This is a genomic window from Clavibacter vidaverae (genome assembly GCF_047529985.1).
Lineage (GTDB): Bacteria > Actinomycetota > Actinomycetes > Actinomycetales > Microbacteriaceae > Clavibacter > Clavibacter nebraskensis_A.
Genome location: NZ_JBLJAM010000001.1, coordinates 665,224 through 687,663, shown reverse-complemented (window position 1 = coordinate 687,663; position 22,440 = coordinate 665,224). Strand labels below are relative to the sequence as shown.

Below are 22,440 nucleotides of genomic sequence, written 5' to 3'. Positions count from 1 at the left end.
GCGGGCTCACGGATCCAACGGCAGCAGCACCGCGTGCCGCAGCGCGGCGAGGAGGAGGGCGGGATCCACGTACTCCCCGTGCAGGCGCGCCCCGAGGTGCAGCCCGCCGGCGGGCTCGTGACGCGGCTGGTCGGCCAGGGCGCCGATGACCTGCCCGGCGACCACGGCGTCGCCCGCGGACACGCTCGGCACGACCGGCTCGACCGAGGACACGAGCCCGTCGGCGTGCCGGATGCTCACGACCGGCCGGTCGACGACGACGCCGGCGAACGAGACCGTCCCGTCGGCGGGAGCCCGCACCCGGGCACCGGGCTCCGCGGCGATGTCGATGCCCCGGTGGCCGGGCCCGTACGCGGTGGTCGGCGCCTCGAAGGGCCGCGTGACCGTGTGCGGGGGATCGACCGGCCAGGTCCACCGCGGGGCCGCCGGGGACGATGCGGCATCCGCGGACCGGCCCAACGCCTCACCGCCCGCGCCCGGCGGGACGACGCCGACCAGCATCCCCGCCGTCAGCACGACCGCGCACGTCCTCCGCATCGCCACGCCGCCGCGCATCCGCACCTCCGTCTCCCGAGGACGCACGTGCGTCGCCCCGTCGGCGGCATCATGGCGTCGTCGTCGGTCGCGCCCTGCGCGGTCCCCCGGGCGGCGGAGAAGTGGCAGAGTGGTCCGTTGTGAACGAGACGACGACCCCCCGGGATGACAAGAAGCTCCAGCGACGCGCGATCGGTCTGGCGGTCTCCGCCGCGGTGGGGGGCTTCCTCTTCGGGTTCGACTCCTCCGTCATCAACGGCGCCGTCTCCGCGATCCAGGGCCGCTTCGAGCTGAGCGAGACGCTCATCGGGTTCGCCGTCGCGAGCGCCCTGCTCGGCTGCGCGCTCGGCGCCTACCTCGCCGGCCGGATCGCGGACCGCTTCGGACGGCGCTGGACCATGATCGCGGGCGCGTTCTTCTTCTTCATCAGCGCCTTCGGCTCCGGATTCGCATTCAGCGTCTGGGACCTCACCATCTGGCGCGTGGTCGGCGGCCTCGGCATCGGCATCGCGTCGGTCGTCGCCCCCGCGTACATCGCGGAGATCTCGCCGAAGCTCCTGCGCGGACGCCTCGCGTCGCTCCAGCAGCTCGCGATCACGCTCGGCATCTTCACCGCCCTGCTCTCGGACGCCGTCTTCGCCGGCGCCGCGGGCGGCGCGTCGGAGGGCTTCTGGTTCGGCCTCGAGGCGTGGCGCTGGATGCTCCTCGTCTGCGCGGTGCCCGCCATCGTCTACGGCTTCCTCGCCTTCCGCCTGCCCGAGTCCCCGCGCTTCCTGGTGGAGAAGGGCCGCAAGGACGAGGCCCAGGAGATCCTCGCGAGCGTCTGGAAGCAGGAGGACATCGACCGCGCGAGCCGCGACCTCGAGCGCCAGATCGAGGAGGACCGCGTCGCCAAGCGCACCGGCACGCTCCGCGGGAACAAGCTGGGCCTGCAGGGCATCGTCTGGATCGGCATCATCCTGTCGGTGTTCCAGCAGTTCGTCGGCATCAACGTGATCTTCTACTACTCCACGACGCTCTGGCAGGCCGTCGGCTTCGACGAGTCCCAGTCGCTCACGACCTCGGTCATCACCGCCGTCACGAACGTCGCCGTCACCTTCATCGCCATCGCGCTCGTCGACCGCATCGGCCGCCGTCCCATCCTGCTGACCGGCTCGCTCGCCATGGCCGTGTCCCTCGCCGTCATGGCCATCTGCTTCAGCCAGTCGTCGACCGACGGCGGCGAGGTCTCCCTGCCGCAGCCGTTCGGCGTCATCGCGATCATCGCGGCCAACGTCTTCGTCATCGGCTTCGGCGCCTCGTGGGGCCCGCTCGTGTGGGTGCTGCTCGGCGAGATCTTCCCGAACCGGATCCGCGCCAAGGCCCTCGGCGTCGCCGCGATGGCCCAGTGGATCGCCAACTTCGTCATCACGGTCTCGTTCCCGGCGCTCTCCGCCTTCTCGCTGCCCTTCACCTACGGCATGTACGCGGCCTTCGCCGCCCTCTCGTTCGTCTTCGTCCTCACGAAGATCCCCGAGACGAACGGCATGTCCCTCGAGGAGGCCGAGACCCTCTTCGTCGACAAGCCCAAGAAGCGCAAGGACTCCGCGCGCGCCTGATCCGGCCGGCCGCCCGGCGGGTGGTACCATCGACCAGCACCCGATCCAGGTCGGGTGACTACGCGTGCCCATCAGGCCTCCGCATCCACTCGGTCTCCGCACGGCGATGTCCTCTGTCGCCCGAGGAGCGGATGCGCGCCGGGCACCAGGATCAGCGGTCGTCCCGACCGCCGAGCGAACCGACGAGGCGCGCCGCGTGAGCGCGCGCCGGAACAGGAGTACGGCCATGGCCGTCGTCACCATCCGCCAGCTGCTCGACTGCGGCGTCCACTTCGGTCACCCGAAGACGCGCTGGAACCCGAAGATGAAGCGCTTCATCTTCACCGAGCGCTCCGGCATCTACATCATCGACCTCCAGCAGTCGCTGGCCCTGATCGACAAGGCCTACGACTTCGTCAAGGAGACCGTCGCCCACGGCGGCACCATCCTCTTCGTCGGCACGAAGAAGCAGGCGCAGGAGTCCATCGCCGAGCAGGCGCAGCGCGTCGGCCAGCCCTACGTGAACCAGCGCTGGCTGGGCGGTCTGCTGACCAACTTCCAGACCGTGCACAAGCGCCTCAACCGCCTCAAGGAGCTCGACCTCGTCGACTTCGACGACACGACGCGCGGCTTCACCAAGAAGGAGCTCCTCATCCAGCGTCGCGAGCGCGACAAGCTGGAGAAGAGCCTCGGCGGCATCCGGAACCTCACCAAGACGCCGTCGGCGATGTGGGTCGTGGACACCAAGAAGGAGCACCTCGCGATCGACGAGGCGCGCAAGCTCGGCATCCCCGTCATCGGCATCCTCGACACGAACTGCGACCCGGACGAGGTCCAGTACCCGATCCCGGGCAACGACGACGCGATCCGCTCCGTCGCGCTGCTGACGCGCATCATCGCCGACGCCGCCGCCGAGGGCCTCATCCAGCGTCACCAGAAGCCCGACGCCGAGGGCTCCGCGCCCGCCGAGCCGCTGGCCGACTGGGAGCGCGAGCTCCTCGAGCAGGGCGACGCCGCGAAGGCCGCGCTGCCCGTCGAGGAGAACGACGTCGACGCCGAGGTCTCCGCCAAGAACGAGGCGAAGTCCGACGACGAGGTCCCCGCCCCCGTGCACGCCCCCGAGTCCGACGACGCCGTCGAGGCGAAGATCGAGGCCGAGGCGACCGACGCCGAGAAGGCGCCTGTCTCCGAGTAGTCCGACACACGCACCATCCCGACGGGCGGGCGCGGGCAACCGCGTCCGCCCGTCGGGCTCTCACCTCCGGGGGACCCCCGGATCATCACCTACAGAAGGAGTCCATGAGCATGGCGAACTTCACTGCCGCTGACGTCAAGGAGCTGCGCGACCGCCTCGGCGCCGGCATGATGGACAGCAAGAACGCGCTGGTCGAGGCCGACGGCGACATCGAGAAGGCCATCGAGATCCTGCGACTCAAGGGCCAGAAGGGCAACGCCAAGCGCGGCGACCGCTCCACGGCCGAGGGCCTCGTCGCCGCCTCCGAGAAGGACGGCGCCGCCACCCTCATCGAGCTCGCCTGCGAGACCGACTTCGTCGCCAAGAACGACAAGTTCATCGCGCTGTCCGAGTCCGTCCTCGCCGCCGTCGTCGCGGCCGGCGCGTCCACCGTCGAGGAGGCCCTCCAGGCCCCCGCCGGCGAGCAGACCGTCGACCAGCTGATCAGCGACCAGGCCGCGATCCTCGGCGAGAAGATCGCCCTGCGTCGCGTCGCCCGCCTCACCGGCGAGCACCAGGAGATCTACCTCCACCGCACGTCGAAGGACCTCCCGCCCCAGGTCGGCGTGGTCGTCGACTACTCGGGCACCGACGCGGAGACCGCGCGCAGCATCGCGCAGCACATCGCGTTCGCCAACCCGGAGTACCTCGCCCGCGAGGACGTCCCGGCGGACAAGGTCGAGGCCGAGCGCGCCATCGTCACCGAGATCTCGCGCAACGAGGGCAAGCCCGAGGCCGCCCTGCCGAAGATCATCGAGGGACGCCTGACCGGCTACTTCAAGCAGGTCGCGCTCCTCGAGCAGGACTACGCGAAGGACAACAAGCAGTCCGTGAAGAAGGTCGTCGAGGCCGCGGGCCTCACGGTCACGGGCTTCGCCCGCTTCAAGGTCGGCGCCTAGCACCACCACGGGGAGCCCGGGTCGCATGCGACCCGGGCTCCCTTCTCCCTGTCCGGGGCCGGGCGGCGCCACGATCCGCCGCCGTGCCCGCCGGGCGTCACAGTAGATTGGACCGGGGCCGGATCCGGCGACCGGAACGCAAGGACGGGAACAGCACCATGACCGATCAGACCACCACCCGCCGCGTCCTCCTCAAGCTCTCCGGGGAGTCGTTCGGCGGCGGCCAGATGGGCGTGGACCCGGACGTCGTCAGCGCGCTGGCCCGCGAGATCGCGGAGGCGGCGAAGACCGTCGAGGTCGCGATCGTGGTCGGCGGCGGCAACTTCTTCCGCGGCGCCCAGCTCTCGCAGCGCGGCATGGACCGCGGCCGCGCCGACTACATGGGCATGCTCGGCACCGTCATGAACGCTCTCGCCCTGCAGGACTTCCTCGAGCAGGCCGGCGCCGCCACGCGCGTCCAGTCCGCCATCTCGATGACCCAGGTCGCGGAGCCGTACATCCCGCGTCGCGCCGTGCGCCACCTCGAGAAGGGCCGCATCGTCATCTTCGGCGCGGGCGCCGGACTGCCCTACTTCTCGACCGACACCGTCGCCGCGCAGCGCGCCCTCGAGATCTCGGCCACCGAGGTCCTCGTGGCGAAGAACGGCGTCGACGGCGTCTACACGGGCGACCCGCGCACCGACTCCTCCGCGACCCTGCTGGACACGCTCACCTACCAGGACGCCCTGCAGCGCGGCCTCAAGGTCGTCGACTCGACGGCCTTCAGCCTCTGCATGGACAACGACATGAAGATGGTCGTCTTCGGCATGGAGCCCGGGGGCAACGTCACCCGTGCGATCCGGGGCGAGCGCATCGGCACCATCGTCTCCAACTGACGACCGGCGCCCCCGGCCCGCGCGCTCCGACGAGCCGTGCGGGCGGGAGCGCCTCCCCATCCGCGTTAAGATCGACCGGGCGCCCACCGTGCCCGCGCTACCGAAGGAGATCCCGTGACCGTCGCCGAAGTCCTCGCAGATGCCCGAGACCGGATGGGCAAGGCCGTCGAGTCGGTGAAGGAGGACTTCGGCACCGTGCGCACGGGCCGCGCCAACCCCGCCCTCTTCCAGAAGGTCATGGTCGAGTACTACGGCAGCCCGACGCCGCTCGGCCAGCTCGCCAGCATGAACAACCCCGAGGCGCGCACGCTCATCGTCACGCCCTACGACAAGACGGCCCTCAAGGAGATCGAGAAGGCCCTCGTCAACGTCCCGAACCTCAGCGCCACGGTCGGCAACGACGGCGAGATGGTCCGCCTCACGCTCCCCGAGCTGACCGAGGACCGCCGCAAGGAGTTCGTGAAGATCGTCCGCGGCAAGGCGGAGGAGGGGCGCGTCAGCGTCCGCAACATCCGCCGCCGCTCGAAGGACGAGCTGGACGCGCTCAAGGGCGAGGTCGGCGACGACGAGGTGGCGCGCGGCGAGAAGGAGCTCGAGGCCCTCACCAAGACGCACACCGACCAGGTCGACGACGCGCTGAAGCGCAAAGAGACCGAACTCCTCGAGGTCTAGGTGGCCAGCCCCGACGATCCCGCCGAGCGGGCGCCCGTCGTCCCGCCCGCAGCGGGGCCGGACGGCGCCCCCCGCATCCGCCGGCACCGCGGCCGCGTGACCCGCGCCGAGTTCGAGGCGCAGGTGCAGGCGACCCGGGCGGACCTCACGGCGCAGGTGCGCGCGACGCGCGCCTCGCTCGAGGCGACGAACGACCGCATCAACGCGCGCACGGGACGCAACCTCCTGTTCGCGGTCTCGGTAGGTCTCCTCCTCGGCGGGGTGGTGCTCGTCAGCCTCGTCGTCGTCAAGCAGCTGTTCCTCCTCATCGCGGTGGCGCTCGTCGCCTTCACGGCGTACGAGCTCGCCACGGCCCTGCGCCAGGCGGGGCGTCGCGTGCCGCGCGTCGGATCCGTCATCGCGGTGGTCGCGCTCATGCCGATCACCTACTTCGGTCGCCCGGACGGCCAGTGGCTGGGGCTGCTCGGCGCGATGGCGTTCCTGGCGCTCTGGCGCGTCGTCGAGCAGGCGGTGCCCGCGCGTCGGACGTCCGCGCGCGCGCTCGTCGGCGACATCGGCTCGAGCCTCTTCCTGCTCGCCTACGTCGGGCTCCTCGGCTCGTTCGCGGTGCTCCTCACCGCGGGCGACGGCGGCGAGTGGTGGACGCTCGCGTTCCTCATCCTCGTGGTGTGCTGCGACACGGGCGCCTACGTGGCAGGCCTCAACTTCGGCAAGCACCCCATGGCGCCCACCATCAGCCCGAAGAAGACCTGGGAGGGGTTCGCGGGCGCGGTGGCCGCGGCCGTGATCGCCGGGATCCTGCTCTCGCAGTTCATGATCGGCGAGGCGTGGTGGTTCGGCGTCGTGCTCGGCCTCGTCATCGTCGTCACCGCGACGCTCGGCGACCTCGCCGAGTCCCTGATCAAGCGCGACCTCGGGGTCAAGGACATCAGCTCCTGGCTCCCCGGCCACGGCGGGTTCCTCGACCGGCTCGACTCGGTGCTCCCCTCGGCCGCGGTGGCCTATGCGCTGTTCCTCATCGTCACGGGCGGCACCTCGTAGGATGTCCCGGATGACCACCACCTTCCCGACCGCGGGACGCCGCGAGCGCGGCTACGACCCGGACCAGGTCGACGCCTTCCTGCGCGACGCGCGCCGCTGCTACGACGACGAGGCCGACCGGTCGCTGACCTCCGAGACCATCCGCCGGGTGTCCTTCGACATGCGCCGGGGCGGCTACTCGGCCGCCGCGGTGGACCGCGTGCTCGAGCGCCTCGAGGACGCGTTCGCCGTGCGCGAGCGCGACCGCACGGTGGCGCGCGTGGGCGCGGAGGCCTGGAACGCCGAGGCCCGCCGCGCCGCGCAGGAGATCCTCGACCGGGTCAGCCGACCCGCGGGGGAGCGGTTCGACCGGGCCGGGCTCCTGACCACCGGGTACGACCGTCGCGAGGTCGACCGCTTCGCCGACCGCATCGCCAAGTACTTCCGCGGCACCAAGCCCATGAGCGTCGACGACGTGCGCACGGTGGCCTTCCACCCGCGCCGCGGCGGATACCGGGAGGCGCAGGTCGACCTGCTCCTGGACGCGGTCATCGACGTCATGAACGCCGTCCGCTGAGATCGCGCGGCGACTCCTCCCCGGCGGTCCCGCCTGACAGGACGCCCCCGAAAGCGCCCAGGAGTCGCCATCCGGGTAACGGTTGGGTAAAGTCGTCCGAAGCCATGGGTAGACACACGAACGTCCTCGTCCCTCGCCAGCCGCTCACCGCCGCTGCGAGGCCCGCTCCCCGTCGGCGCTCCGCGTTCTCGCGCGTGGCCGCCCCCACCGTCGCGTTCGGAGCCGCCGCCGCGTTCATGCTCGTGAACGTCGTGGATCCCACGTCGGGCGCGGTCGCGAACCCGCAGTACCAGGAGTACCAGACCACCGTCGCGCAGCTCGCCCGCGCCGACGCGCAGAGCATCTCGGTCGCCAGCGCCGACACCGCCGTGGAGATCGAGCCCGGCTTCGAGTCCGTCGCGGCACCGCCGCCGCCTCCGCCGCCCCCCGTCGCGCCGAGCGCCCCGTCCACCGGGTCGGGCGCGGCGTCGCCCGGCGCCGGAGGAGGCGGCGGCGCGATCGCCGTCCCCGATCCGGGCAGCGCCAAGGGCATCGCCCGCAGCATCCTCGCGTCGCAGGGCATGGGCGACGACCAGTACGCCTGCCTCGACTACCTGTGGACCAAGGAGTCCGGCTGGCGCGTCAACGCCTACAACCCCAGCGGCGCCTACGGCATCCCGCAGGCGCTCCCGGGCAGCAAGATGGCGTCCGTCGGCGCCGACTGGCAGACCAACCCGGCCACCCAGATCACCTGGGGCCTGCAGTACATCGACTCGCGCTACGGGTCCCCGTGCGGCGCCAAGGCGCACAGCGTCCTCAAGAACTGGTACTGACGACGCCGCGGGCGGGGTCCGCGGCGCCCCCGCGGGTCGTCCTCGCCGTCCCGGGCGGGGCTAGCCTCTGAGCATGGACTACGCGGCTCTCGGCGTCGCCGGGATCGCGACCCTCGTGGCCGTCACGCTCCTGGCGCGGCGGATCCGCGTCGCCACCCCGCTCGTGCTGGTCCTGGTGGGCGTCGCGGTCTCGTTCCTGCCCGGCGTGCCGCCCGTCGAGGTGCCGCCCGAGCTGATCCTGTCGGGCGTCCTCCCGCCGCTCCTGTACGGCGCGGCCGTGACGGTGCCGCTCGTCGACCTCCGCCGGAACCTCCGCACGATCATCAGCCTCTCGGTGGTGCTGGTCCTCGTCTCGGCCTTCGGCATCGGACTGCTGATCTACGCGCTGTTCCCGGACCTCTCCTTCGCGGGGGCCCTCGCCCTCGGCGCCGTCGTGAGCCCGCCCGACGCCGTGGCGGCCACGAGCATCGCGCGCCGGCTCGGGCTGCCGCCGCGTCTCGTCACCGTCCTCGAGGGGGAGGGGCTCGTCAACGACGCGACGGCGCTCGTCCTGCTGCGCACCTCCATCGCCGCGATCGGCGCGACCGTCGACCTCTGGCAGGCGGCGGGCGGCTTCGTGCTGTCCGCGGTCGGCGCGCTCGCGATCGGCATCGTCGTCGGCGTCATCACCACCGAGGTGCGACGCCGGCTCGACGACCCCGTGCTCGACACGGCGATCTCGTTCGCCGTGCCGTTCGTCGCGTTCATCCCCGCGGAGGAGGTCGGCGCGTCCGGCGTGCTCGCCGTGGTGGCGGCAGGCATCTGGTCGGGCCACCGCAGCGCCTCGACGCTGTCGGCGCAATCGCGCATCAACGAGCGGCTGAACTGGCGCACGGTGCTCTTCCTGCTCGAGAACGGCGTCTTCCTCGTGATGGGTCTGGAGCTCCGGGACATCGTCGACGAGGTGCACGAGGCCGACCTCGGCGCCGGGACCGCGGTCGCGTACGGGGTGCTCACGCTCGTCGTCCTGACGCTCATCCGGTTCGGCTTCCTCGTGCCGCTGCTCCTCGGCCTGCGCCGTCACGAGGAGCACGCCGCGGAGCGCACGCGCCGCGTCCGCCGCGGGCTCGAGCGCCTACGTCGGGACCGCGGGGGCGACCGGCCGTCGCGCCGGGAGCGGGCGGCCGCCCGGATCCTCCGGCGCCGCAGCGCGGACCTCCAGGCGCTGCGCTCCCAGGGCCTCGGCTGGCGCGGCGGACTCGTCCTCGGCTGGGCGGGCATGCGCGGGGTGGTGACGCTCGCGGCCGCCCAGTCGCTGCCGTCGGGCACGCCGTACCGGGCGCAGCTCGTGCTCATCGCGTTCACCGTCGCGATCGTGTCGCTCCTCGTCAACGGCGGCACCCTGCCCGCCGTCATCCGCCTGAGCGGGATCCGCGGCAGCGACGCCGTCGAGGACCAGCGGCAGCTCGCCGCGCTGGTCGCCGAGCTCGCCGAGGCCGGGATCCGCGCCGTGGACGAGGGCGTGCGGCAGCTGCCCGAGGGGACGGTCGTGGAGGACGACGTCGTCGAGCGCGTGCGGCGCGACACGGCGATGAAGGCCGAGTGGGTGAGCGAGCGCGCCGAGGCGATGGTGGCCGACGAGGACGCGCCGATCACGCCGCGCGCCGCCTACCTGCTGCTCCGCCGGCACGTCCTCGACGCCGAGCGCGCGGCCCTCCTCGAGGCGCGCGGCACGGGGGAGCACCCGTCGCGTGTGCTCGCGCGGGCGCAGCGCATGCTCGACCAGGAGGAGGCGCGCCTGGGGCGTCAGGCCGACGCGGGCTGACGAGGCGGCGCGCGACGCGGCCTAGGATCGGATCATGCCGCGCAGCAATCGACCCCGGGGGAGACGCCGCCCGGTGGACGACGCCGAGGACGTGCTGACGCGCCTCCTCAGCGGCTCGCAGCAGACGGAGACCCGGCGCGGACGCGTCTGGAACGTGCAGCCCGTGTCGGCCGCGCGGGCGCTCAAGGTCTACCGCTGCCCCGGCTGCGCGCTCGACATCGAGCCCGGCCACGCGCACGTCGTGGCCTGGCGCGCCGACGGCATGATGGGCGAGCAGAGCGACCTCGCCGCACGCCGTCATTGGCACACCCACTGCTGGAAGGTCTCATGACGGACACCGCCCCCCGCCCCATCACGAGCTCCACGGAGCTGCCCGCGCGTCGCGAGGACGTCGAGCTCATCACGGCGGACGGACTACGCCTCGTGGGGGAGCTCGCGCTGCCCGCCGACCGGGATCCGGTCGCGACGCTCGTGACCCTGCACCCGCTGCCCACCGCCGGCGGCTTCATGGACTCCCACGTGCTCCGGAAGGCGGCGCTCCGGCTGCCCGCGCTGGCCGACCTCGCCGTGCTCCGCTTCAACACGCGCGGCACCACCTCGGCGCGTGGCACGAGCGAGGGCGCGTTCGACGGCGGCGACGGCGAGCGGCACGACCTCGCCGCCGCCATGGACCTCGTCGCGGCGCGCGGCCTCCCGGCGCCGTGGCTCGTCGGCTGGTCGTTCGGCACCGAGATCGCGCTGAAGCACGGCCGGGGCCACCAGGTGGAGGGCGCGATCCTGCTGTCTCCGCCGCTGCACCGGGCCACGGCCGACGAGGTCGCCGGGTGGCACGGTGATCCGCGTCGCCTCGTGATCCTCGTGCCCGAGCACGACGACTTCCTCCGGCCCGCCGAGGCCCGCGAGCGGTTCGCGTCGGTGCCCGAGGCGGAGCTCATCGCCGTCGACGGTGCCAAGCACCTGTGGGTGGGGGAGACGCAGGTCGCGCGCGTGCTCGCCGAGATCGTGCGCACGGTCAACCCGTCGGCTCTCCCGCTGCCGACCGAGTGGCCGGCCGCGGGCTGACGGCGCCCGCCCGCAGGTGCGCCGGTCGGGCGCCCGGGCGGGTCAGCGCTCGTTCTGGAGCGGCATCGCGACCTGGCGGATGATGAGCAGCACCGCGGCGGCGACCGGCACCGCGATGAGCGCGCCCAGCACGCCGAGCAGCGTGCCGCCGGTGAGCGCGGCGATGACCACGACCACGCCCGGGACCTTGACGGCGCGGTTCATGATGTTCGGGCTCAGGACGTACGCCTCGATCTGCATGTAGACCAGGTAGTAGATCGCCACGGCGATCCACGTGTTCACCGACTCGGGGAGCAGGACGACCTGGCCGAGCACGATGAGCGTCGAGCCGGTGATCGTGCCGACGAGGGGGAGCAGCGAGAACAGGAACGCGATGAACGCCCAGACCGCGGGCAGCGCCGCGCCGACGATGCTGAGGTAGATGAAGCTGAGGACGCCGTTGCAGAGCGCGAGCCCGACCTGGCCCATGACGTAGCGGCCGACCGACTGCGTGATCTGCTCGGAGATGTCGGCGAAGCGCGCGCGGCGGGTGGCCGGCACGAGCTTGTAGAGGCCGCTCTTGAAGGAGTTGAGCGACGCCGTGAAGTACATGGTGAGGATCACGATGATCACCACGCCGAAGAGGAAGTTGCCGATCGTGAAGGCGACGGTGAGGACGTTGCCCGTGATGGCGGCCACGTTCGCGGCGTTGGAGAGGTACTGGACGAGCTGGTCGGCGCCCGTCTGCACGTCGAACACCTCGCGGGGCACGAACGACTGCAGGTTCTCGATGAACTGGTCGCCGCTGACGCTCTGCGCGTACTGCACGATCTGCGTGACGAGCGCGCTGGCCTGGTTGACGACGACGGGGATGACCGTGAGCAGCACGCCGGCGAGCGAGCCGAGCAGCACCAGGAAGATCACGAGGATGGCGACCGGGCGCGGGACGCCCTTGCGCTCGAGGAAGGTGACGAGCGGGTCGATGCCGAGCGCCAGGAAGATGGCGGTGCCGACGTACGTGAGCACGGTGCCGAGCGAGACCAGCGCGCCGCCGATGACGAGCGCGGTGAGGACGCCGAGGCCCGCGAGGAGGCCGAGCCGGTAGGGGTTCTGGATCTTCACGTCGGGGCCTCCGAGTCGGCGCGCGCTCAGCGCGCGGTGCGGGATTCGTCGTCGGAGGAGGCGTCGTCCGCCTGGGTCAGCACGCCGCGGACGTTCTCGAGGTACGCGGCCACCGCCTCGCGCTCGATCCTAATGCGGTCGAGCCGCTCCTCCGCGTCCGCGACGGTCTCTCGCGCGCGGCGCTCCGCGTCGGCCACCGTCTCCCGCGCGCGGCGCTCCGCGTCGGCGACGGCGGCGCGCGCGTCGTGGTCGGCGTCCTCCCGCGCCTTCCGCGCGGCGTCGCGGCTCTCGACGGCGAGCGTCTCCGCCTCCTCGCGCGTGGACGCCAGGAGCGCCGTGACCTCCTGCAGGCGCGCCTCGGCCTCGCCGAGGTAGGCGGCGGTGCGCTCGGCGGCCTCCCGCTGGCGCTCCGCGGCGTCGCGTGCGTCGTGGTCGCGGCGGGCGGTGATCTCGGCGTCGAGGTCGAGGTGGCCCTGCTCGATCTCGCGGCTGAGCATCAGGCGCGCCTCGTCGGCCTCGGCCGCGAGCTCGCGGCGCGTCTCGGCGGACTCGCGCTCGAGGCGCAGGCGCTCGGCCTCTCGGCGGTCGGCCTCCAGGGCCTCGGCCTCCGCGATCTCGCGCTCGAGCGCCGCGCGGGCCGTGACGGCCTCGAGCTCGAGCTGCGCGCGCGTGGCCCGCGTCTCCCGCGCGAGCCGCTCCGTGCCGTCGGCGACGTCGCGCGCGAGGTCGGTGCGCGCCTCCTCGACCTCGCGGGCGAGGTCGGCCCGCGCGGTCGCCACCTCGAGCTCGAGCGCCTCGCGCGTCTCGGCGATCTCGCGCTCGAGGGCTGCGCGGGTCTCCTCCACGTCACGGTCGAACGCGGTGCGCTCGGCGTGGATCCGGCGGTCGAAGTCGTCACGCGAGGCCTGCACCTCGCGGTCCCAGTCGGTGCGGGCCTGCTCGATCTCGCGGTCGAGGTCGGCGCGGGTCTGCTCGTCGAGCTGCGCCAGGGCGATGCGCTGGGTCTCCTCGTCGAGGCGCATCCGCTCCTCCGCCTCCCGCACGTCGCGGTCGAGGTCCGCGCGCTCCTCGGCGACGGACTCGTCGTGCCGGGCGCGGGCGTCGGCGAGCTCGCGCTCGAGGGCGCCGCGCGCGAGCACGGTCTCGCGGGCGAGGTCGGCGGCGTCGCGGCGGGCCTCGTCCGTCTCGCGGTCGACCCGGGCGCGCAGCTCCGCGACCTCGCGGGCGGCCTCGGCGCGGAGGCTCGCGGTCTCGCGCTCCGCGGTGCCGCGGAGGTCGGCGACCTCCGTGCGCGTGCGCAGGAGGAGGGCCGCGGCCTCGCGCTCGGCGTCGCTGCGGAGCCCCTCGGCCCGGTCGTCGGCGCGCTCGCGCAGGTCGTCGGCCTCACGGCGGGCGGCGTCGAGGATCTGCGCGGCCTGCGCCCGGGCGGAGTCCACGAGGTGCCGGGCGGTCGCCTCGGCCTCGGCGCGCTGCGCGTCCGTCTCCTCCTGGGTGGCGCGGCGGAGGCGGGACGCGTCCGCGTCGGCCTGCGCGACCAGCCGCGTGGACTGCTCCTCGGCGACGCGCAGGGTGGCCTCGAGCCGGGATCCGAGGCCGGCGAACGTGGGGCTGCCGACCTCCTCGAGCTCGTCGCGCAGCTCCTGCTCGCTGCGGCGGAGGCGCTCGAGCTCGGACCGCAGCTCGGCGCCCTGCTGGTTGGAGCGGATGAGCTCACGACGCAGGTCGCCGACGGCCCGGTCGACCTCGTCCCGGTTGTAGCCGCGCATGGCAGGGCTGAACGGCGTGTCGTCGTGGGGCACGGGGACTCCTTCGAGGGGGCTCGCCGACACCGGGCCGGGCGCGGCAGGTGCCGATCCTACCGACTCGCGGGTCGGCGCCCCCGAGTCCTCCTCGGGCGGCGGGCGGCCACCCGAGGAGGCGCTCCCAGCGACGTCCGGTATCCTTCGATGTCGTCGTCCGTCGCCGGCCCGCCCGCAGCACGGCGGGTACGACGCGAGAGCACCCGTGCTCGTCGGCCGCCGCGGTCGGCACCCCGACCGCCGCTCGAGCGGCCGCCGCCCGCGACGACACGAGAGGAGACACCCGTGCGATTCGTCCTGGCGATCGCGACCTTCGTGGTCGCGGCCCTCATGATCGGCCTGGGCATCGCCCAGCACACCTTCCTGGCCGGACCCGACCGCATCACGGCGGCCACGTCCTCCGCCGACGGCGCCGCCTACACGGTCATCAGCGGGAAGACGCTCAACGCGCACCCCGGCCTGCAGGACACCGTGGCCCGCGGCGACGGCGAGGTCTTCGCCGCGTACGGACCCACGACCGACGTGGAGGCGTGGGTGGGCAGCAGCCCGTACACGCGCGTCGACGTCGACGAGACCGGCGCGCTGACCAGCGAGGTCGTCCGGCCCGAGGAGTCCACGCCGACGCCGACGCCCGCGCCGAGCGCCGAGGACGCGCCCCAGGGCGAGTCGGGCACGCCCGCGACCGTCACCTCCGCCGTCACCGACCCGCGCGGATCCGACCTCTGGCTCTCGGAGCAGACGGGCGAGGGCGAGCTGTCGCTCAGCACCCGCCTCCCGGACGACGTCAGCATCCTGCTCGCGACGGACGGCACGGCCGCCGCGCCCGCCGAGGTCACCGTGTCGTGGCCCTCGGAGGGCGAGTCCCCGTGGGTCCTCCCGCTCGTGATCGGCGGCATCGTCCTCCTGGTGGTGGGCCTCGTGCTCTACCTGCTCGCCCTCCGCCACCTCCGCCGCAGCCGCGGACCGCGGCGCAACCTGCCCCCGCGCGGCGGCCCGCGCATCCCGCGCATCGGACCGGCGGCCCGTCGCGCCGCCCTCACCGCCGGCTCGGGGACCGTCGCACCGGCGCCGCGCCGCGGACGCCGCGGCATGATCGCCCTGCCCGTCCTCGTGGTCACCGGCCTCGCGCTCAGCGGGTGCACGACCCAGGGCGCGCCCGCCGCCCTCACCGCCGGCGCGGCCGCGACGCCCACGCCGACGCCCACCTCGTCGCTCGACGCCGCCCGCCAGGCGGAGGACGCGGATCCGCCCGTCGTCACGGATGAGCAGGCCAAGCGCATCGTCTCCCGCGTCTCCGAGGTCGCGACCGCGGGTGACCAGTCGCTCGACGCGGGCCAGCTCGACTCCCGCTTCGCGGGTCCCGCGCTGCAGGAGCGCACGTCCGACTACCAGGTGCGCAAGGCCAAGCCCGACATCGCCGCCGTCCCCGCCATCCCCGCGGGCGACCTGCAGCTCACGCTGCCGCAGGCGACCGTCGCCTGGCCCCGCACGATCGCCGCGGTCGTCAAGGACCCGGACGCGGACGACGCGCCCACCCTCTCGCTGACCCTCGTGCAGACCAGCCCGCGGGAGAACTACCGCGTGCTGTACGCCATGCCGGTCTCCACGACGGCGGCCCTCCCGGACGTCGCCCCCGCCGCGATCGGCGCCGCGCGCCTCGCGCCCGACGTGAAGCTGCTGGCCGTCCAGCCGGACCAGCTCTCCGCCGCCTACGCGGACCTCCTGAACAAGGGCGACCAGAGCGAGTTCGCGAGCCTCTTCGACGCGACCGACGACGGGGTGCGCGCGCAGGACGCCAAGCGCAAGACGGACTTCCCGGCGTCGATCGGCGAGACCGGCTCCGTCGAGTTCTCCGCCACGGCGGACTCCGCGACGCCCGTCGCCATGTCGACCGTGGAGTCCGGCGCGCTCGTGAGCGTCACCGTGAAGCTCGGCATCATCGCCAAGCCCACGGCCGAGGGCGCCAAGGTCAACGCGAACCCGGAGGTCCAGGCGATCACCGGGCTCACCGACTCGGCGAAGGGCTTCGACACCGTGCGGACCGCCCAGATGCTCATGTACGTGCCGCCCGTGAACTCGGGCGAGAAGATCCGCCTCTACGCGTCCAGCACCCACATCACCTCGGCCAAGGAGCTCCCATGACGAACGTGCCCCCCTCCGCCGCGAGCCTCCGCGGCGCCGTCGACCTGTCCTCGCTCGTGAACCGCGCGCAGGCGCCCGCTGCCGGAGCTGCTGGAGCCGCCGGAGCGCCCGCGTCCCCGGCCGCCGGTGCCGCGGGAGCGCCCGCCGGCCCGGCCGGCGTGCCGCAGACGGTGGACGTGCCGGGCCTCGTCCTCCAGGCCGACGACGCGTCGTTCACGCAGTTCCTCGACATCTCCGGCGTCGTGCCTGTCCTCGTGGAGCTCGTCTCGACGGGCCTCGCCTCCAGCCGCGAGCTGTCGCCCGTGCTCGAGCGCGTGGTCACCGAGCACGCGGGCCGCGTGCTCCTCGTGCGCATCGACGTCGATCAGAGCCCGCAGCTCGGGCAGGCGTTCCAGGCGCAGACCGTGCCCACCGTCGCGGCGCTCATCGGCGGCCGTCCGGTCGGCCTCTTCGCGGGAGCGATCCCCGAGGACCAGGTGCGCGACGTCGTCCAGCAGGTGCTGGAGCTGGCGCAGCAGAACGGCGTGACCGGCCGGGCCGTCGCGCCCGCCGGATCCGACGAGCCCGCCGCGCCGGTCGAGGAGCCGCTGCCGCCGCACCACGCGGAGGCCTACGCGTTCATCGAGCAGGGCGACTACGCGGCCGCCGCGGCGGAGTACCGCACGGCCATCGCGCAGAACCCGCGCGACGCCCTCGCGGTCGCCGGGCTCGCGCAGGTGAGCCTCCTGCACCGCCTCGACGGGAAGGCCGCCGACGGGATCCGCTCCGCCGCCGCCTCGGCCCCCGACGACGTGGACGCCCAGCTGCTCGTCGCCGACCTCGACCTCTCCGGCGGGCACGTCGAGGACGCGTTCACCCGGCTGCTGGAGCTCTTCCCGTCGGCTGACGCCGCGGGCCGCGAGGCCATCCGCCAGCGCCTCCTCGAGCACTTCGAGGTCGTCGGGCTCGAGGACCCGCGGGTCGCCGTGGCGCGTCGTCAGCTCACGCGCCTGCTCTACTGACGCCCGTCCGCACGGACGACGACGGCGCCGCATCCCCGAGGGGGTGCGGCGCCGTCGTCGTGCAGGGCGGGTGTCAGACCGTCGGCACCCGCGGGGTGCCGTCGTCCGACGCCGGGGCGTCGTCCGTGGCGGACAGTCCCTCGACGGGCGGCTGCGCGTCCGGCGACTGCGGGAGGACGGGCGCGTCGGCCGCGTCCGCGAACGGCGTGCCGTCGACGCGCGACTCGTCGGCGTCCGGCGCGTGGTGCGCGGGCGCCTCGACGGGCCGGAGGTCGGCCGGATCCTGCTTCAGACGCAGCCAGAGGCCGGCCAGCGGCGGCAGCGTCAGCTCGGCCGACGCCGGGCGTCCGTGCCAGCCGTCGTCGCCCGCGTGCACGGCGCCCAGGTTGCCGACGCCGGATCCGCCGAACTGCTCGGCGTCCGTGTTGAGGATCTCCTCCCACACGCCCGCCTGCGGCAGCCCCAGCCGGTAGCCCGAGATGGGCGCGCCGGAGAAGTTGTGCACGACGGCGACCTGTTCGCCGTCGCGGTCGCGGCGGAGGAACGCGAGCACGTTGCGCTCGGCGTCGCCCGCGTCGATCCACTCGAAGCCGGCCGGGTCGTTGTCGAGCGCCCAGAGCGCGGGCGTGTCCACGTAGGTGCGGTTGAGCGAGCCGACGAGGTCGAACAGGGCGCGGTGGACGGGCTGGTCGAGGATCCACCAGTCGAGTCCGCGCTCCTCGCTCCACTCGGACGGCTGCCCGAACTCCTGGCCCATGAAGAGCAGCTGCTTGCCGGGGTGCGACCACATGAACGACAGGTAGGCGCGGACGTTGGCGAGCTTCTGCCAGTGGTCGCCCGGCATCTTGCCGACGAGCGAGCCCTTCCCGTGCACGACCTCGTCGTGGCTGATGGGGAGGAGGAAGTTCTCCGTGTACGCGTAGACCATCGAGAACGTGATCTGGTCGTGGTGGTGGGCGCGGTACATCGGGTCGACGGCCGCGTAGTCGAGCGAGTCGTGCATCCAGCCCATGTTCCACTTGAGCCCGAAGCCGAGGCCGCCGTCGCTCGTGGGGCGCGTGACGCCGGGGAAGCTCGTGGACTCCTCCGCGATCATCACGATGCCGGGGTGGGTGCGGTACGCGGTGGCGTTGACCTCCTGGAGGAACGAGATCGCCTCGAGGTTCTCGCGGCCGCCGTGCACGTTGGGGAGCCACTGGCCCTCCTCGCGCGAGTAGTCGAGGTACAGCATCGAGGCCACGGCGTCGACCCGGAGGCCGTCGATGTGGAACTCCTCGAACCAGTACAGCGCGTTCGCGACGAGGAAGTTGCGGACCTGCGAGTGGCCGAAGTCGAAGACCAGGGTGCCCCAGTCCTGCTGCTCGCCGCGGCGGGGATCCGTGTGCTCGTAGAGCGGCTGGCCGTCGAACTGCGCCAGCGCGAAGGAGTCCTTCGGGAAGTGGGCGGGGACCCAGTCGACGATGACGCCGATTCCGGCCTGGTGCAGCGTGTCGATGAGGTACTTCAGGTCGTCGGGGCTGCCGAAGCGCGACGTGGGCGCGTAGTAGCCGGAGACCTGGTAGCCCCAGGATCCGCCGAACGGGTGCTCGGCGAGCGGCAGGAACTCCACGTGCGTGTACGCGAGCTCCTGCAGGTAGGCGACGAGCTCGCCGGCGACCTCGCGGTAGCCGAGGCCGGGCCGCCAGGATCCGAGGTGCATCTCGTAGACGCTCATGGGGGAGTCGTGCGGATCGCGCGCGGCGCGCTGCTCGAGCCAGGCGGCGTCGTCCCACTGATAGGCGCTCGTCTCGACGCGCGACGCGGTGGCGGGCGGGACCTCGGTCATGCGGGCCATCGGGTCGGCCTTCTCGATCCAGTGCCCCTCCTGGGTCAGGATCTCGAACTTGTACGAGACGCCGGGCTCCACGCCGGGGACGAAGAGCTCCCAGACGCCGTTGCCGTCGAGGCGGCGCATGGCGTGCTGCACGCCGTCCCAGCCGTTGAAGCCGCCGATCACGCGGACCGCGCGGGCGTGCGGCGCCCACACGGCGAAGGAGACGCCCCAGTACGTCTGCGCGACGCCCCAGTGCTCGCGGTGCTGCGCGCCGAGGATGTCCCAGAGGCGCTCGTGACGGCCCTCGCCGAAGAGGTACAGGTCGAGGTCGCCGACGGTCGGCAGGAAGCGGTACGGGTCGTCGCTCGTCCAGGTGCCGCCGTCGGAGTAGCGCGCCTCGACCTGGTAGTCCTGCAGCCCGAGGACGTGCGCGCCCTGCCAGACGCCGTGGGCGACGTGCGCGAGCTCGACGCGGGCGCCGGTGGAGAGGATCACGGAGACGGCCTCGGCGAGCGGGCGGAGCGCCCGGACGACCACGAGGTCGTCGGACACGCCGTCGATCGCGACCGGGTGCTGGCCGAGGACCGAGTGCGGGCCCGAGTGGACGCCCTCGGCGACGGCGCGCAGGTCGTGGTCGGCGACCTCGGGGAGGCGGATCGGGTCGGACGCGCTCGCGGGAGAGCCCGCGTCCGTCCCGGTGGCGGCCGCGTCGTCGTCGGCCGGGGGCACGACCACGTCGGCGCCCGTCTCGGGGTGCGACTCGGCGGCCAGCGGCACGACGACGTCTGCGCCGTCGCGGGGGTCCTGCTGGGGGGTGGTGTCGGTCATGTCCGTCATCCCTTCGATGCGGTCGGGTGGACCCGGAACACGTGCACGGGGTGCGTGAACGCGTCGAGCCGGACGAAGTTGGAGGTCGACCACGTGTAGACGTCGCCCGTGAGGAGGTCCTCGACGTCGAACACGGCGTCCTCGGCGAGGCCGAAGCGGGTCGGGTCCAGGTGGACCTGGGTCTCGCGCGCGGAGTGCGGGTCGACGTTGGCGACCACGAGGATCGTGTCGGCCTCGCCCGTGCCGGTGTGCTCGGCGGCGAGGTGCTTGGAGTAGACGAGGATCGAGTCGTCGTCGCTCCAGTGCACGTCGAGGTTCCGCAGCTGGCGGAGCGCGGGGTGCTGGCGGCGAATCTCGTTGAGGCGCGTGATCTCCGGGGCGATGGATCCGCCGAGCTCCTCCTGGCGGGCCCAGTCGCGCGGCTTGTACTCGTACTTCTCGTTGTCGATGTTCTCCTCGGCGCCGGGGCGCGCGACGTTCTCGATCAGCTCGTAGCCCGAGTAGATGCCCCACGACGGCGACGCGGTCGCGGCGATCGCGGCGCGGATCCGGTACGCGGCCCGCCCGCCGAACTGCAGGTAGGGCGTGAGGATGTCGTGCGTGTTCGCGAAGAAGTTCGGGCGCAGGTAGTCGCTCGTCTCGTGGCTGACCTCGGTGAGGTACTCCTCGAGCTCCTGCTTCGTGTTGCGCCAGGTGAAGTACGTGTACGACTGCTGGAACCCGATCTTGGCGAGCGTGCGCATCATCGCGGGGCGCGTGAACGCCTCGCTGAGGAAGATCGCGTCGGGCTCGTCGCGCATCACCTGGCGGATGAGGCGCTCCCAGAACACGAGCGGCTTGGTGTGCGGGTTGTCGACGCGGAAGATCTTGACGCCGAGCCCCAGCCACACGCGCATGACGCGGAGCATCTCGCGGTACGACCCTTCCGGGTCGTTGTCGAAGTTCAGCGGGTAGATGTCCTGGTACTTCTTCGGCGGGTTCTCCGCGAAGGCGATGGAGCCGTCGGGGAGCGTCGTGAAGAGCTCCGGGTGCGTCGTGACCCACGGGTGGTCGGGCGAGGCCTGCAGCGCGATGTCGATCGCGAGCTCCATGCCATGGTCGGCGACGGCGGCGACGAACTCGCGGAAGTCGTCGACGGTGCCGAGCTCGGGGTGGATGGAGTCGTGGCCGCCGTCCTCGGAGCCGATGCCGTAGGGGGAGCCCGGATCGTGCGGGCCCGCGGTGAGCGTGTTGTTCGGGCCCTTGCGGTTGGTGCGGCCGATGGGGTGCACCGGCGGGATGTAGACCACGTCGAAGCCCATGTCGCGGATCGCGGGGAGGCGGCGGGCGGCGGTGGCGAACGTGCCGCTCGTCCAGGAGCCGTCCTCGTGCTCCACGGCGCCCTCGGAGCGCGGGAAGAACTCGTACCAGGAGCCGACGGCGGCGCGCTCGCGCTCCACGACGATCGTGCGCTCGGGCGAGAGGGTGACGAGGCTGCGGACGGGGAGGCGGTCGATCGCGGCGTGCACCTCGGGGGAGGTGGCGGCGGCGAGGCGCTCGGCGGCGGTGCGGCCGGTGTCGGCGATGCCCGCGAGGGCGTCGCGGAGGACGGCGCGGTCGGCGGCGTCACGGGCGTCGTCGGCGGCGGCCCGCTCGAGGAGCTCCGCGCCGAGGGCGAGCATCACGTCGACGTCGAGGCCCGCGGGGACCTTGATCTCGGCGTTGTGCAGCCAGGTGCCGTAGTCGTCCGACCACGCGCTGACGCGCCAGGTCCAGACGCCCTGCGTCTCGAGCTGGGCGGTGGTGATCCAGCGGTCGAGGCCGGGCTTCGTGGCGTCGAGCGACATGCGGTGCGACGTGACGGCGCCCGACGGGTCGGTGAGCTCGACGTCGGCGCCGATGAGGTCGTGGCCCTCGCGGAAGATCGTGGCGCCGAAGGGCACGACGTCGTGGACGAAGCTCTTGGCGGGCCAGAGGTCGTCCTCGATCTGCGGGGTGAGCGACAGGATCGGGATGCGGCCGATGACGGGGACGTAGTCGTCGTCCGCGGGGGCGGCGTCGGCGGGCGCGGGGGCCTCGGACGCGGCTGCCCGGTCGGGGGTCGGCGCGGGCGCGGGCGTCGGGGAGACGGGCTCGGCGACCGGGGCGGCGTGACGCGGCGCGGTGTGCGCGACGGGTGCCGGCTCCGGGGCGGGCGTCGGCTCGGGCGCGGCGGCCGGCTCGGGCGCCGCGGCCTGCGGCGCAGCCGGCGCCTCGGGGACGACGGGCGGTGCCTGCACGACGGGCGGCAGGGGCGCCGGCTCCGCGGGTGCGGGTGCGGGTGCGGGAGCGGGTGCGGGTACGGGAGCGGGGGCCGGGGCGGCCTGCGCGGCCGCCTCGGGGATCAGCGGGGGCTCGGGCGTCGGCGGCTTCTGGGCGTCCTGGAGCTTCTGGGCCTTGGCGAGCTTGCGGGCTGCACGGCCGCGCACCGGGCGGGGGAGGGGATCGGGTCCGTCCTGGGGTGTGGTCACTGTTCGACCGTAGCCCGTGCGCCGTCCGGCTGTCGCTCGCCGCGGCCGGGAGGGACGCCGTTCGGATGCGCGCCGCCCGGCCGTCACCGTCCGTCCCGCGGGTCGTGGCCGGGCACCCGCACCCTGGTGCCCTGAACCCGGCGCCCCTAGGCTCGGGTCCCATCCGCGCGGGTCCGCCCGCCGCCGTCCGGTCCGAGGGAG

18 protein-coding genes are annotated in these 22,440 nt (G+C 73.3%); 13 read left to right on the top strand and 5 right to left on the bottom strand.

Annotation, left to right across the window (positions count from 1 at the left end; genetic code table 11):
• Positions 1–6 precede the first annotated feature (6 nt).
• On the bottom strand, positions 7–555 hold the full coding sequence (locus ACMT9T_RS03175) for a murein hydrolase activator EnvC family protein (protein ID WP_414744198.1): 549 nt from the start codon (positions 553–555) through the stop codon (positions 7–9).
• Between the two features lie 119 nt (positions 556–674).
• Here ACMT9T_RS03175 and ACMT9T_RS03170 point away from each other — a divergent pair, with 119 nt between their 5' ends.
• The 11 genes from ACMT9T_RS03170 (at position 675) to ACMT9T_RS03120 (ending at position 11,066) form a co-directional block, all read left to right on the top strand.
• Positions 675–2,132 (top strand): sugar porter family MFS transporter, encoded by a 1,458-nt coding sequence (locus ACMT9T_RS03170; RefSeq protein WP_414744197.1) that lies wholly within the window; start codon positions 675–677, stop codon positions 2,130–2,132.
• 226 nt (positions 2,133–2,358) lie between these two features.
• Entirely contained in the window at positions 2,359–3,306 is a 948-nt protein-coding gene (gene rpsB, locus ACMT9T_RS03165) for a 30S ribosomal protein S2 (RefSeq protein ID WP_116055105.1), read from the top strand.
• Between the two features lie 110 nt (positions 3,307–3,416).
• Entirely contained in the window at positions 3,417–4,244 is an 828-nt protein-coding gene (gene tsf / locus ACMT9T_RS03160; RefSeq protein WP_116055107.1) for a translation elongation factor Ts, read from the top strand.
• A 158-nt stretch (positions 4,245–4,402) separates the two neighbouring features.
• On the top strand, positions 4,403–5,119 hold the full coding sequence (pyrH, locus tag ACMT9T_RS03155) for a UMP kinase (protein ID WP_116055109.1): 717 nt from the start codon (positions 4,403–4,405) through the stop codon (positions 5,117–5,119).
• A 153-nt stretch (positions 5,120–5,272) separates the two neighbouring features.
• Positions 5,273–5,791 (top strand): ribosome recycling factor, encoded by a 519-nt coding sequence (gene frr, locus ACMT9T_RS03150; RefSeq protein WP_413963373.1) that lies wholly within the window; start codon positions 5,273–5,275, stop codon positions 5,789–5,791.
• Positions 5,792–6,832, top strand: coding sequence for a phosphatidate cytidylyltransferase (locus ACMT9T_RS03145; protein WP_414744196.1), 1,041 nt, complete (start codon positions 5,792–5,794; stop codon positions 6,830–6,832).
• Positions 6,833–6,842: 10 nt separating this feature from the next.
• Positions 6,843–7,388: a DivIVA domain-containing protein gene (locus tag ACMT9T_RS03140; RefSeq protein WP_414744195.1), complete on the top strand. Its 546-nt coding sequence runs from the start codon at positions 6,843–6,845 to the stop codon at positions 7,386–7,388.
• A 194-nt stretch (positions 7,389–7,582) separates the two neighbouring features.
• Entirely contained in the window at positions 7,583–8,200 is a 618-nt protein-coding gene (locus tag ACMT9T_RS03135; protein ID WP_414744194.1) for an aggregation-promoting factor C-terminal-like domain-containing protein, read from the top strand.
• Between the two features lie 73 nt (positions 8,201–8,273).
• Positions 8,274–10,004, top strand: coding sequence for a cation:proton antiporter (locus tag ACMT9T_RS03130; RefSeq protein WP_414744193.1), 1,731 nt, complete (start codon positions 8,274–8,276; stop codon positions 10,002–10,004).
• A 34-nt stretch (positions 10,005–10,038) separates the two neighbouring features.
• Positions 10,039–10,335 carry a hypothetical protein gene (locus tag ACMT9T_RS03125; protein ID WP_116055121.1) on the top strand — a complete coding sequence of 99 codons (297 nt, stop codon included), beginning with the start codon at positions 10,039–10,041 and terminating at the stop codon, positions 10,333–10,335.
• Positions 10,332–11,066 carry an alpha/beta hydrolase gene (locus ACMT9T_RS03120; protein WP_414744192.1) on the top strand — a complete coding sequence of 245 codons (735 nt, stop codon included), beginning with the start codon at positions 10,332–10,334 and terminating at the stop codon, positions 11,064–11,066. The genes ACMT9T_RS03125 and ACMT9T_RS03120 overlap by 4 nt, the downstream gene beginning before the upstream one ends.
• 42 nt (positions 11,067–11,108) lie before the next feature.
• Here the strand turns inward: ACMT9T_RS03120 and ACMT9T_RS03115 are convergent, their stop codons facing one another.
• Together ACMT9T_RS03115 and ACMT9T_RS03110 are read right to left on the bottom strand one after the other, a co-directional pair.
• Positions 11,109–12,167, bottom strand: a complete 1,059-nt coding sequence (locus tag ACMT9T_RS03115) for an AI-2E family transporter (RefSeq protein WP_414744191.1) — start codon at positions 12,165–12,167, stop codon at positions 11,109–11,111.
• Positions 12,168–12,193: 26 nt separating this feature from the next.
• Positions 12,194–13,966, bottom strand: coding sequence for a coiled-coil domain-containing protein (locus tag ACMT9T_RS03110; RefSeq protein WP_414744190.1), 1,773 nt, complete (start codon positions 13,964–13,966; stop codon positions 12,194–12,196).
• 285 nt (positions 13,967–14,251) lie between these two features.
• Here ACMT9T_RS03110 and ACMT9T_RS03105 point away from each other — a divergent pair, with 285 nt between their 5' ends.
• Both ACMT9T_RS03105 and ACMT9T_RS03100 read left to right on the top strand, forming a co-directional pair.
• A complete protein-coding gene (locus ACMT9T_RS03105) occupies positions 14,252–16,108 on the top strand; it encodes a DUF8094 domain-containing protein (protein WP_414744189.1) in 1,857 nt (618 codons plus the stop codon).
• Entirely contained in the window at positions 16,105–17,109 is a 1,005-nt protein-coding gene (locus ACMT9T_RS03100; RefSeq protein WP_414744188.1) for a tetratricopeptide repeat protein, read from the top strand. Before ACMT9T_RS03105 ends, ACMT9T_RS03100 begins: the two co-directional genes overlap by 4 nt.
• Positions 17,110–17,182: 73 nt before the next feature.
• Here the strand turns inward: ACMT9T_RS03100 and glgB are convergent, their stop codons facing one another.
• Together glgB and ACMT9T_RS03090 are read right to left on the bottom strand one after the other, a co-directional pair.
• A complete protein-coding gene (gene glgB, locus ACMT9T_RS03095) occupies positions 17,183–19,759 on the bottom strand; it encodes a 1,4-alpha-glucan branching protein GlgB (protein ID WP_414744187.1) in 2,577 nt (858 codons plus the stop codon).
• Positions 19,756–22,239, bottom strand: coding sequence for an alpha-1,4-glucan--maltose-1-phosphate maltosyltransferase (locus ACMT9T_RS03090; protein WP_414744186.1), 2,484 nt, complete (start codon positions 22,237–22,239; stop codon positions 19,756–19,758). The genes glgB and ACMT9T_RS03090 overlap by 4 nt, the downstream gene beginning before the upstream one ends.
• Between the last annotated feature and the right edge of the window lie 201 nt (positions 22,240–22,440).

What these genes read in the sequence shown, in the direction of transcription:
- tsf (WP_116055107.1), top strand. Translation starts at nt 3,417, where the DNA reads ATGGCGAACTTCACTGCCGCTGACGTCAAGGAGCTGCGCGACCGCCTC.
- glgB (WP_414744187.1), bottom strand. Translation starts at nt 19,759, where the DNA reads ATGACGGACATGACCGACACCACCCCCCAGCAGGACCCCCGCGACGGC.
- ACMT9T_RS03175 (WP_414744198.1), bottom strand. Translation starts at nt 555, where the DNA reads ATGCGCGGCGGCGTGGCGATGCGGAGGACGTGCGCGGTCGTGCTGACG.
- pyrH (WP_116055109.1), top strand. Translation starts at nt 4,403, where the DNA reads ATGACCGATCAGACCACCACCCGCCGCGTCCTCCTCAAGCTCTCCGGG.
- frr (WP_413963373.1), top strand. Translation starts at nt 5,273, where the DNA reads ATGGGCAAGGCCGTCGAGTCGGTGAAGGAGGACTTCGGCACCGTGCGC.
- rpsB (WP_116055105.1), top strand. Translation starts at nt 2,359, where the DNA reads ATGGCCGTCGTCACCATCCGCCAGCTGCTCGACTGCGGCGTCCACTTC.
- ACMT9T_RS03100 (WP_414744188.1), top strand. Translation starts at nt 16,105, where the DNA reads ATGACGAACGTGCCCCCCTCCGCCGCGAGCCTCCGCGGCGCCGTCGAC.
- ACMT9T_RS03125 (WP_116055121.1), top strand. Translation starts at nt 10,039, where the DNA reads ATGCCGCGCAGCAATCGACCCCGGGGGAGACGCCGCCCGGTGGACGAC.
- ACMT9T_RS03140 (WP_414744195.1), top strand. Translation starts at nt 6,843, where the DNA reads ATGACCACCACCTTCCCGACCGCGGGACGCCGCGAGCGCGGCTACGAC.
- ACMT9T_RS03130 (WP_414744193.1), top strand. Translation starts at nt 8,274, where the DNA reads ATGGACTACGCGGCTCTCGGCGTCGCCGGGATCGCGACCCTCGTGGCC.
- ACMT9T_RS03120 (WP_414744192.1), top strand. Translation starts at nt 10,332, where the DNA reads ATGACGGACACCGCCCCCCGCCCCATCACGAGCTCCACGGAGCTGCCC.